The organism is Rhizobium sp. NXC14, from assembly GCF_002117485.1.
Classification (GTDB): Bacteria; Pseudomonadota; Alphaproteobacteria; order Rhizobiales; family Rhizobiaceae; genus Rhizobium.
In genome coordinates, this window is record NZ_CP021030.1 from 158,989 (window position 1) to 170,707 (window position 11,719).

General features: G+C 61.4%; 6 protein-coding genes. 3 read left to right on the top strand and 3 right to left on the bottom strand.

Annotation, left to right across the window (positions count from 1 at the left end; genetic code table 11):
• Positions 1-235: 235 nt before the first annotated feature.
• Together NXC14_RS00770 and NXC14_RS00775 are read right to left on the bottom strand one after the other, a co-directional pair.
• The gene (locus tag NXC14_RS00770; protein WP_085776538.1) at positions 236-928 is read right to left on the bottom strand and encodes an SH3 domain-containing protein; all 693 of its coding nucleotides are present in this window, start codon (positions 926-928) and stop codon (positions 236-238) included.
• 443 nt (positions 929-1,371) lie between these two features.
• Complete coding sequence (locus NXC14_RS00775; protein WP_085776539.1) at positions 1,372-2,760, bottom strand: dipeptidase; 1,389 nt, start codon at positions 2,758-2,760, stop codon at positions 1,372-1,374.
• A gap of 210 nt (positions 2,761-2,970) precedes the next feature.
• Between NXC14_RS00775 and NXC14_RS00780 the strand changes: the two genes are divergently transcribed.
• The gene (locus NXC14_RS00780; protein WP_085776540.1) at positions 2,971-5,355 is read left to right on the top strand and encodes an EAL domain-containing protein; all 2,385 of its coding nucleotides are present in this window, start codon (positions 2,971-2,973) and stop codon (positions 5,353-5,355) included.
• A gap of 6 nt (positions 5,356-5,361) precedes the next feature.
• Here the strand turns inward: NXC14_RS00780 and NXC14_RS00785 are convergent, their stop codons facing one another.
• Positions 5,362-5,778 carry a MarR family transcriptional regulator gene (locus NXC14_RS00785; RefSeq protein WP_085776541.1) on the bottom strand — a complete coding sequence of 139 codons (417 nt, stop codon included), beginning with the start codon at positions 5,776-5,778 and terminating at the stop codon, positions 5,362-5,364.
• Between the two features lie 411 nt (positions 5,779-6,189).
• Between NXC14_RS00785 and polA the strand changes: the two genes are divergently transcribed.
• The gene (gene polA / locus NXC14_RS00795) at positions 6,190-9,189 is read left to right on the top strand and encodes a DNA polymerase I (RefSeq protein WP_085776542.1); all 3,000 of its coding nucleotides are present in this window, start codon (positions 6,190-6,192) and stop codon (positions 9,187-9,189) included.
• 169 nt (positions 9,190-9,358) lie between these two features.
• A complete protein-coding gene (locus tag NXC14_RS00800; protein ID WP_085776543.1) occupies positions 9,359-11,689 on the top strand; it encodes a DNA translocase FtsK in 2,331 nt (776 codons plus the stop codon).
• Positions 11,690-11,719: the final 30 nt, after the last annotated feature.

Genomic DNA, 11,719 nt, shown 5'->3' on the forward strand with positions numbered 1-11,719 from the left:
AAATGGAATTGCTGATTTAAGAATTATGCACCGACTGGAACCAATAGGCTCGACGGCTGTTTATGGAGAAGCGGGACAGCCCCTCACGTCCCGCGAATGATCGGCCGTCTCCCCTCAACGCGCGCCGATCGACATCAGGCCCGGTGCATCCCCCCAAGGAGCGCCGGGCTTTTTCTCGACTCCGTTCACGATGAGTGCTGTTGAGAAAGGGCGGCATCGCTGCCGCCCTGCTCTTTCAGTCGCACTTGGGATCGCCCGGACGGCAGACGAAGGGCGAGGCCCTGGGGTCCGGATGATTGTAGGTGTCGGCTTTGCCGCCTCTGAACTGCGGCAGGTCACGGAAATCCGAGCTCCTGGTATCCCTGTCCCGACGCTCCCGCCTGCGAGCTTCATCTCTGCGGTCGTCCCGTCGATCCTCATCGCGCCAGTCCCGGTCCCGGTCGCGATCCCGACGATACTCGCGGACCCGGTAGTCCCGATCCAGGTAATCCCGATTGCGATAGTCGCGGTTGCGGTAATAGTAGTCCGGGCCGCGGCTCCAGCGGTCACGCTCGCGATAGAAATCGCGATGGCGGTAGTAACGGTCCCAATAATTGCCGACGCTGAAGGTGACCAGCGGAATGCCCAGCGGACGGTAATATTCCGGGCCAACATAGACGCGGCGTTGCTCGTAGACTGCCTGCACGTACTGGCCCGAAACCCAGCCGCGGCCGCCGTAGAATTCGACGTCGCACCAGTTGACGTTGGAAAGGCATCCACGGATTTCGACGGACGAACCGGCGGGTATGACGGCGACTGCGGGATACCGGGTGCTTGGCCCTGCGCGCATGTTGACGTTTGCCGTCGAGTAACCCTCGGCGGCCTGCGCTATTGCCGGAGCCAGCACAAGCAGTGTGGCCGCGGCTATTTTGACGATGAGTTTTTTCACGCTTCTCACTCCTCGTTGGCGTGTTTTCTGGCAGCGCTCGACTGCCTTTCCTTGGCATATGCCATTTGGAACGAAAGATAGAGCGATCGCCGGAATTTGTTATGGCGTCACCATTCGCTTTGTCTTTCAATACTTTATAGGCCGAGCACGATGAACGTAGCTTGAACGGGGGGAGATTTGTGCTCTCATGCGCTGCTACAGGGCACATGAACCGACAGGAGCGCGGAGCGTCTCCGGCACGTCAGGCTGTTCGGCAATTGAGGTCTGGTCCCGACCGAAAGGTTAACCTTTTGTTAACCTTTCGGCGGCAGTCTAACATCAATACCCGCTTGTTCCTTGACCACGGATGAACTGGCACCGAGCCGAGCGGATGACGAAAGGCCGGGCGACCGGCCTTTTTGTATTTTTGATTTTGGCGCGCCGACACTGCGCGCAATTGCCCTTCAGCCGGCGAGCGCCTGAAGGATCCGCACCCAGGAGCGGATGCCCTTGTGGTAGGAGACAAGCTCGTATTTCTCGTTCGGCGAATGGATACGGTCATCGGCGAGGCCGAAGCCGACGAGCAGCGATTCCATGCCGAGCATCTTCTGGAAATCTCCGACGATCGGGATCGAGCCGCCCATGCCGATGACGATGGCAGGTTTCGGCCACTCGTCGGAAAGCGCCGTCTTCGCCTTGGTCAGAACAGGCGAATCATAGGAGAGATGAATCGCCGGCGAGCCGCCATGCGGATGGAATTCGACCGAGCAGTCGGCCGGAATTTTCGACCTGACATAGCTGCGGAAAGCCTCGCGGATGGCAGCCGGATCCTGCGTGCCGACGAGCCGGAATGAAACCTTGGCCGAGGCCTTGGCGGCGATGACCGTCTTGAAGCCTTCGCCGGTATATCCGCCCCAAATGCCGTTGATTTCGGCCGTCGGCCGGGCCCAGGTGAGTTCCAGCACCGACCGGCCCTTTTCGCCGGAGGGAATGGAAAGGCCGACTTCACCGAGAAAGCTCTCGGCCGTCTTGCCGAGCGTCTCCCATGACGCCTTGATGTTGTCGGGCGTTTCCTCGACGCCGTCGTAAAAGCCATCAAGCGTGATGCGGCCGGTCTCGTCATGCAGGCCGGCAAGCGCCTCGACGAGAATATGGATCGGATTGGCCGCAGCGCCGCCGAAGAGGCCGGAATGCAGGTCGCGGTCGGCGGCCGTCACGACCACTTCTTCGCCGACGAGGCCGCGCAGTGCCGCGGCGATTGCCGGCGTATCGCGGTCCCACATGCCGGTATCGCAGACAAGCGCATAATCGGCCTTGAGTTCGGCGGCGTTGGCTTCGAGGAAAGGCTTCAGGGACGGTGAGCCCGATTCCTCCTCGCCCTCGAACAGAATGGTGATGCGGCAGGGAAGTGCGCCGTTGATCTCCTTATAGGCGCGGCAGGCTTCGACGAAGGTCATCAGCTGGCCCTTGTCGTCGGAGGTGCCGCGCCCGGTCAGGATCTTGCGGCCATCGCCGACATCCTTGATCGATGGCTCGAAGGGATCGTTTTCCCAGAGCTCGATCGGGTCGACCGGCTGCACGTCGTAATGGCCGTAGAAAAGCACATGCGGCGCGTCGGCGGAAGCGCCGCCATGGTGGGCGACGACCATCGGATGGCCGGGTGTGTCCCGCACCGAGGCGGTAAAGCCGAGGCCTTCGAGATAGGCGACCAGCCATTCGGCTGCCTTCCGGCATTCGGCCTTGTAGACGGGATCGGTGGAAATCGACTGAATGCGCAGAAGTTCGAACAGCTTTTCGAGGCTTGAGGAAAGGTTCTGATCCGCGCGCGCAAGCACTTGTTGTAGATCCGTCATTTTCGACTCCTTTTTGAAATTTGGCCGGACGATAGACCAAACGAGGAGAGCAGGCGAGGCGGAAAAGCAAATGGGCGGCGCGAAAGCGGCCGCGTCCGGATCGGGTGCAAGAAGATTACTTCGGCGATATAGAAGAACCTTCTAATTCAATTTACAGTTATTTAGTAGAACCCAAATAACTTGGCCGTATTCAGCTGTTCGGGGGAGCGGATGTTTTCGGTCATTACATGTATTCGCGACGATCATGATTGGCGGCTGGTGCTCGCGGCCGCGGCGGTTTGTCTGATCGGCGCGATGGCAGCGATGCTGCCGCTTTCACGCGCTCAAGGATGCGATGCCGGGCGCCGCAAGCTCTGGATAGGCGCCTCGGCTTTCGCCTTCGGCACCGGCGTATGGGCAACGCACTTCATCGCGATGCTGGCCTATGACGGCGGCATGCCGATCAGCTACCAACTGGGGCTGACGGCGCTTTCTTTTCTCCTGTCGGTTGCCGGTTCGTGGGCGGCGATCGTCGTCGCTTCGGAGAGCCGCGGCAGGTTTTCGCGCATCCGCGGCGGCGTCCTGATGGCGCTCGGCATCGCCTCGATGCACCTGACCGGTATGCAGGCGATCGAGACACAGGCGGTGATCGTCTACGATCCCTACATGACGCTGAGTGCGGTTCTCGCGGGGGCGCTGCTGTCGAGCGCTGCCTTCTACGCCTTCTTCCAGTGGAGCGGCCTGAGGCGGCTCCTCACCTCGTCCGTCATCTTTGTCCTTGCAATCTGCGCTCTCCACTTCATTTCGATGGCAAGCATCACGCTTGTGCCGGATCCCGGCAAAGAGGTCCCGGCGATGGTGCTCGATACCAGCCTGCTGGCAGCGATCGTGGTGGTAGCGGCGACGGCTCTCATTCTGACCGCTATCGCGGTGGTCTTTATCGACAGCCATCTGACGGATCTGAGAGGGCTCGCCAATGCCTCGCAGGAAGGGCTGCTGATCCTGCGCGAAGGCAGAGTCATCGATGCCAATGAACGGTTCCAGGCTCTTTCCGGCTGGAAGCTTGCCGATCTTGTCGGCAAGGCGCCGTCCGCTGCTTTGACCGCCATACAGGGGCAGAATAGGCCCGGCGAGACCTTGCTCAGCACCAGCAGCGGCAAGGAGATCGCCGTCGAAGTCAATACGAGCAGGATCGTCTATCGCGGGCACAATTGTGACGTGCTGGCGGTGCGCGATCTGACGGAGCGCAGGCAGGCCGAGGAGATGATCGAACATCTCGCCCACCACGATGTTCTCACCGATCTTCCGAACCGGTCGTTGTTCGATACGCGCATCCGTCAGGCGCTGCAGATGGCCGAACGAAAGAGCAGCAAGGTGGCCCTCTTCTATATCGATCTCGATCGGTTCAAGAGCGTCAATGATATTTTCGGCCATGCCGAGGGCGACCGAATTCTCCGCAAGGTTGCCTCGATCCTCCGGCGCGTCGCCGATGAAAGCGATACGATCGCCCGTCTCGGTGGCGATGAATTTGCCATCATCCAGCCCGCCGGACAGCAACCGGCGGCCGCGCAGAAGCTCGCAGCGGCGATCCTCGACGAATTCGCCGCCGAAATGGATACGGCACGCGACCCAACAGCCGTCGGCGTCAGCCTCGGCGTCGCCCTTTATCCGGCCGACGGACGTGATGTGGACGAGATCTGCAACAATGCCGATATCGCACTCTATCGGGTCAAGCACGGCGGTCGCGGCAAGGCCTGTTTCTTCGACGCGGAAATGGACGAAGCCACGCGCGCCCGCCGCCAGATCGAAAGCGAACTGCGCCACGCCATCACCCGCAATCAGATCCATGTCAGCTATCAGCCGATTTACGGCGCACTGAGCGGCGAGGTCAGCGGTTATGAGGCCCTGATGCGCTGGAACCGGCCGGGGCACGGCATCAGCGAGCCGGATGTCTTTATTCCGATCGCCGAGGAAAGCGGATCGATTGTCCAGCTCGGCGAATGGGTGCTGCGCGAGGCCTGCGCAGAAGCTGCGCGCTGGCCGCATCCGCTGACGATCGCCGTCAATGTCTCGCCGGTGCAGTTCATGCTGCCGAACCTTTGCGAGCGGATCGAGGCAATCCTCGAGGAAACGGGGCTCGCGCCCGACCGGTTGGAAATCGAAATCACCGAGGCCGCTCTCATCCGTGACCGCGATCGGGTGATGGCCACGCTGCTGCGCCTGCGCAGCCTCGGTGTTCACATCGTCATGGACGACTTCGGCACCGGTTTTTCCTCGCTTTCCAACCTGCGAACCTTCCCCTTCGACAAGATCAAGGTCGACCGCAGCTTCACCGGCATGCTGGAACATGACGCGGCGTCACGTTCGATCGTGCGCGCCATCATCGGTCTCGGCCACAGCCTCGGCATGCCTGTCGTGACGGAGGGCGTCGAAACCGAGACGCAGCGCCAGATCGTCCTCGAAGAAGGCTGCTCGCAGGTGCAGGGCTTTTTGCTCGGCAAGCCGGATATCGAGCCGAGCATCAAGCTCGCCGCCAAAAGCCTTCTGTCCTCGACGGCCGACGCTGACGCGTCGCCGCCTCCGTGGCGGCGATCTACGCGTCTTGCCGGTGAATAATCTCGATCAGAGCGTCTTGGCGTTTTCCAGCAGCCGGCGGATATATTCGAGCGTCAGCTCGCGTTCGAATCCGCGAAAGCCTTTGAACAGCGCGAGGTCCGCCTCACGCGCGGTCTCGATCGCCTCAGCCTCCATTGCACGCGCCTTCGGCGTCAGGAAAATCAGCTGCGCCCGCTTGTCGGAGGGATGCGGCCGGCGCTCGATCAGCCCGTCGCGGACCATGCGCGAAAGCGTATTGGCCATGGTCGCCTGCTCGATAGCGACTCGGTCGAGAAGCTGTTTCTGGGTCAGCCCGTCCTCGGCCCAGAGTTCCAGCAGGATGGGAAACTGGCCGGGGGAGAAACCAAGCCCTATCGCACGCTGGTTCAGCGAGCGGGCAAAACCCTTCGCCAGCTGGCTGGCAAGGTAAGCTCCCGAATCCATGCGGTTAAATGCCATGATCGCAAGTTAGGCTCAAAACCGTGCCGGAGACAATGCAGCAAATCGCAGAGGATGCTGCAAAAAAATGCAAGCTGCGATCAGAACTGCGCGAACCCGAAAAACAAAAGTCGCCATGACCTGGAGGTTGGCCATGGCGACTTTAAAATGGGGACAAAGGCCCGGAGAGGGGGATAAGGCCTTTGTCCAAGCCTGATGCGGCGGGGGACAAGCCGGTAATCAGACCCGCGACGCGATCAAGCGCCGGTGACATGCATTTGTAGCTACGAATGTGGTTTTTCAAGGGTCACGGTACGTTACAAATCGGTAACAGTTTGGTGAGCGGAAATTCTTTCCGCTCTTGGCGCACCGAACTTTATATGGACCTCGTTTCCTGCCCGCGCTATCCATGCACGCATGAAAAAAGGCGATCATCTCTTCCTAGTCGACGGTTCCGGCTTCATCTTTCGGGCCTTTCACGCACTACCGCCGCTGACGCGCAAGACCGACGGTCTTCCGGTCGGCGCCGTCTCCGGTTTCTGCAACATGCTGTGGAAGCTCTTGAAGGATGCGCGCAACACAGATGTAGGGGTAACGCCGACCCATCTTGCCGTCATTTTCGACTATTCCGCTAAGACATTCCGCAAGGATCTCTACGACGCCTACAAGGCAAACCGTTCGGCCCCACCGGAAGAGCTTATCCCGCAGTTCGGCCTCATAAGAGAGGCGACTCGCGCCTTCAATCTGCCCTGCATCGAGACCGAAGGCTTCGAGGCCGACGACATCATCGCCACCTACGCCCGCCAGGCCGAAGCATCAGGCGCCGACGTCACCATCGTTTCCTCCGACAAGGATCTGATGCAGCTCGTCACCCCGAACGTCCACATGTATGACAGCATGAAGGACAAGCAGATCGGCATTCCCGACGTCATCGAGAAATGGGGCGTGCCGCCGGAAAAGATGATCGACCTGCAGGCGATGACCGGCGATTCCGTGGACAATGTTCCCGGCATTCCGGGAATCGGCCCGAAAACCGCAGCCCAGCTCCTCGAGGAATATGGCGATCTCGACACGCTGCTCGAGCGCGCCACCGAGATCAAGCAGGTCAAGCGGCGTGAGATGATCCTTGCCAATATCGAGATGGCGAGGCTTTCGCGCGAACTCGTCCGCCTGCGCACCGATGTGCCGCTCGATCTCGATCTCGACGCGCTGGTACTGGAACCGCAAAACGGCCCGAAACTGATCGGCTTCCTGAAGACGATGGAATTCACGTCGCTGACCCGACGCGTCGCCGAAGTCTGCGATTGCGATGCGAGCGCCATTGAACCGGCGGTGGTCCCGATCGAGTGGGGCAAGGCGGCCCATGGTCCTGATCTCGATGCGGCCGAGCCGGAGCCTGTTGCCGGCGGCATACCGGACTTTTCGGGCGAATCGGTGCCCGTGCCGCCTCGCGCGAAGGCGAAGGCCGGTGTCGAAGGCGCTTTTTCGCCGGCCGATCTCGCCAAGGCGCGGGCCGAGGCTTTTGCGGCGCTGCCCTTCGATCATTCAAACTATGCGACGATCCGCGATCTCGCGACGCTCGACCGATGGATCGCCGATGCGCGCGACACCGGCCTCATGGCTTTCGATACGGAGACCACGTCGCTGGATGCGATGCAGGCCGAGCTTGTCGGCTTTGCGATGGCGATCGCCGACAATGTCAGCGATCCCACCGGCACGAAGATTCGCGCCGCCTATGTGCCGCTCGCCCACAAGAATGGCGTCGGCGATCTGCTCGGCGGCGGCCTGGCCGAAAACCAGATTTCCATGGGTGAAGCCTTGCCGCGGCTGAAGGCATTGCTGGAGGACGAATCGGTCCTCAAGGTCGCCCAGAACCTGAAATACGACTACCTCTTGATGAAGCGCTATGGCATCGAGACGAAGAGTTTCGACGACACGATGCTGATCTCCTATGTGCTCGACGCCGGCACCGGCGCTCACGGCATGGATCCGCTCTCGGAAAAATTCCTCGGCCATACGCCGATCCCCTACAAGGATGTGGCGGGCAGCGGCAAGGCGAACGTCACCTTCGACCTGGTCGATATCGACCGCGCCACCCATTATGCCGCCGAGGACGCCGACGTGACGCTGCGCCTCTGGCTGGTGCTGAAGCCGCGGCTGACGGCGGCGGGGCTGACCAGTGTTTACGAGCGGCTGGAGCGGCCGCTGCTGCCGGTGCTGGCGCGCATGGAAGCGCGTGGCATTACGGTCGATCGGCAGATCCTGTCGCGGCTGTCCGGCGAACTGGCTCAGGGTGCGGCGCGCCTGGAAGACGAGATCTACCAGCTCGCCGGCGAGCGGTTCAATATCGGTTCGCCGAAGCAGCTGGGCGACATCCTGTTCGGCAAGATGGGCCTTGCCGGCGGCAGCAAGACGAAGACCGGACAATGGTCGACCTCCGCTTCGGTGCTCGAGGATCTCGCCGCCGCCGGTTTCGAGCTGCCGCGCAAGATCGTCGATTGGCGCCAGCTCACCAAGCTGAAATCCACCTATACCGACGCGCTTCCGGGCTATGTCCATCCGGAGACCAGGCGGGTCCATACCTCCTATTCGCTGGCTTCGACGACCACGGGGCGCCTGTCCTCGTCCGAGCCGAATCTGCAGAACATTCCCGTGCGCACCGCAGAAGGCCGCAAAATCCGCACCGCCTTTATCTCGACGCCGGGTCACAAGCTGATTTCCGCCGATTACAGTCAGATCGAACTGCGCGTACTTGCCCATGTGGCCGAGATCCCGCAGCTGACCAAGGCCTTCGAGGACGGCGTCGACATTCACGCCATGACCGCTTCGGAAATGTTCGGCGTGCCGGTCGAAGGCATGCCGGGTGAAGTGCGCCGCCGTGCCAAGGCGATCAATTTCGGCATCATCTACGGCATCTCCGCCTTCGGCCTCGCCAACCAACTTTCGATCGAACGCTCGGAGGCCGGCGACTACATCAAAAAATATTTCGAGCGCTTCCCCGGCATCCGCGACTATATGGAAAGCCGCAAGGCAATGGCCCGCGACAAGGGTTATGTCGAAACGATCTTCGGCCGCCGCATCAACTATCCCGAAATCCGCTCTTCCAACCCTTCGGTGCGCGCCTTCAACGAACGGGCGGCAATCAATGCGCCAATCCAGGGCTCTGCGGCCGACGTCATTCGCCGGGCGATGATCAAGATGGAGCCGGCGCTCGCCGAAGCCGGTCTTGCCGAGCGTGTGCGCATGTTGCTGCAGGTGCATGACGAGTTGATTTTCGAGGTCGAGGACGAGGATGTCGAAAAGGCGATGCCGGTCATTGTCTCGGTCATGGAAAACGCCACGATGCCGGCGCTCGAAATGCGCGTGCCGCTCAAGGTCGATGCCCGCGCCGCCACCAATTGGGACGAGGCGCATTAACCGCCTCCCCCAACGAAAAAGATTTTTCCGCTTCTCCTAACTCATTGAAATCACGGCCATGTACCTCCCTCGGCTGTATCGGAACGATACGGTTGGAAGGAACTTATTAACCTTCCTTTTCTATCCCGGTAGGGTCGTAATTTGTTAGGCATGAGTGAGTAGCGGACGCATGCGTTTTCCCAGAACCAATTTGACGGATGCCTCAGATTTTTCCAGCGGCATTGAAACGGAGCTTCCGGAGGAAAATCCAGGCGAGAGGCCGCCGGCACCGATCTGGCAGAGCAACTTCTCGCTCGCGCCGAATGTTCGCTTCACCCGCACGCCCGAAACGCTGATCAGCCGCCGCCGCCCGTCGAACGAGCCCGTTCGCAGTGAACCGGAAGCGGAACAGCAGGCGATACGGATAGAACCGGTCGCGGTCGACGTGCCCTTCGATATCTACCTGCCGGAGCCCGCTGAACCTGCCGCAGTGCAGGCTGAGATCGAGACGCTGCAGCCGCCGGCAGCCGCGGTGGAGGCTCCTACCCTGCGCGTTGCTTCCGAACTGTCTTCGATTTCCGATTTTGCCTTCTGGGAAGTCATGGCGTTCGAGGAGGGCGAACCGGTGCGCGCGCCCTCGATCATTCTTCCGAAGATCGAGACCGCGCCCGAATCGATCACCTCGCTGTTTCGCGTCATGGAATGGCGTCCGGGCGCGCTGAAGCCCGCTCAGGCCGCATCCCGACCGGTCCAGCCGCAGGCTGCAGCGCCCGCGCCGGCGGCTCTGCGCCCGCCGGCGGCGATTTCCCTGGAAAGGCCCGTGCGGACCCGCGAGGCGGCGATTGCACCTGCGCCTCAGGTCGCGCCCCAGACTGCGCCGATGCCTCAGGTCACGGCGGTCCCTCAGGCCGCCTCTGTGCCTCGGCCTACGCCCCCGGTCGCCGCAGTCCTGCCGTCGCCGCGCCTTGCAGCAAGGCCTGAAAAGATCGATGCATCAGGTTATGAATTCCCGCCGCGCGCTCTTTTGCAGGAGCCGCCCGAACGTCTCGGCGAGATCATGTCGCAGGAGACGCTGGAGCAGAATGCCGGTCTTCTGGAAAGCGTGCTTGAGGATTTCGGCATCAAGGGCGAGATCATTCATGTCCGCCCCGGCCCCGTCGTCACCCTTTATGAATTCGAGCCGGCGCCCGGCGTGAAGTCGTCGCGCGTCATCGGCCTGGCCGATGATATCGCCCGCTCGATGTCGGCGCTTTCGGCCCGCGTCGCCGTGGTCCCGGGCCGCAACGTCATCGGCATCGAGCTGCCGAATGTCACCCGTGAAACCGTTTATTTCCGGGAGATGATCGAGAGCCAGGATTTCGACAAGAGCGGCTATAAGCTGGCGCTCGGCCTCGGCAAGACCATCGGCGGTGAGCCTGTGATCGCCGAGCTCGCAAAGATGCCGCATCTGCTCGTCGCCGGCACCACCGGTTCGGGCAAATCGGTCGCCATCAATACGATGATCCTGTCGCTGCTCTACCGCATGACGCCGGAGCAATGCCGGCTGATCATGGTCGACCCGAAGATGCTCGAACTCTCCGTCTATGACGGTATTCCGCATCTGCTGACGCCCGTCGTCACCGATCCGAAAAAGGCTGTCATGGCGCTGAAATGGGCGGTGCGCGAGATGGAGGAGCGTTATCGCAAGATGTCGCGCCTCGGCGTGCGCAACATCGACGGCTATAACGGCCGCGTCTCCCAGGCGCGCGAAAAGGGCGAGACCATCCATATCATGGTTCAGACCGGCTTCGACAGGGGAACCGGTGCGCCGATCGAAGAAAGCCAGGAACTGGATCTTGCGCCGATGCCTTACATCGTCGTCATCGTCGACGAGATGGCCGATCTGATGATGGTCGCCGGCAAAGAGATTGAAGGTGCGATCCAGCGTCTGGCGCAGATGGCGCGTGCCGCCGGTATTCACCTGATCATGGCGACCCAGCGTCCGTCGGTCGATGTTATCACCGGCACGATCAAGGCGAATTTCCCGACCCGCATTTCCTTCCAGGTCACCTCGAAGATCGACAGCCGCACCATCCTCGGCGAGCAGGGCGCAGAGCAACTGCTCGGACAGGGTGACATGCTGCATATGCAGGGTGGCGGCCGCATCGCCCGTGTCCATGGCCCCTTCGTCTCCGATGCCGAGGTCGAAAAAGTCGTCGCGCATCTGAAGACGCAGGGCCGTCCTGAATATCTGGATACGGTCACGGCCGACGAGGAGGAAGACGTCGAGAATGAAGAAGACGGCGCCGTCTTCGACAAGAGTGCTATGGGCGCCGAGGACGGTGACGAGCTCTATCAGCAGGCCGTCAAGGTCGTCATGCGGGACAAGAAGTGCTCAACCTCCTATATCCAGCGCCGCCTCGGCATCGGCTACAACAGAGCCGCCTCCCTGGTGGAGCGCATGGAAAAGGAAGGTCTCGTCGGCCCGGCAAACCACGTCGGCAAACGCGAGATCGTATCCGGACGCGGCGAGGGCGATTGATCGACGATGGCCGGAGTGCGCGGCGCATTC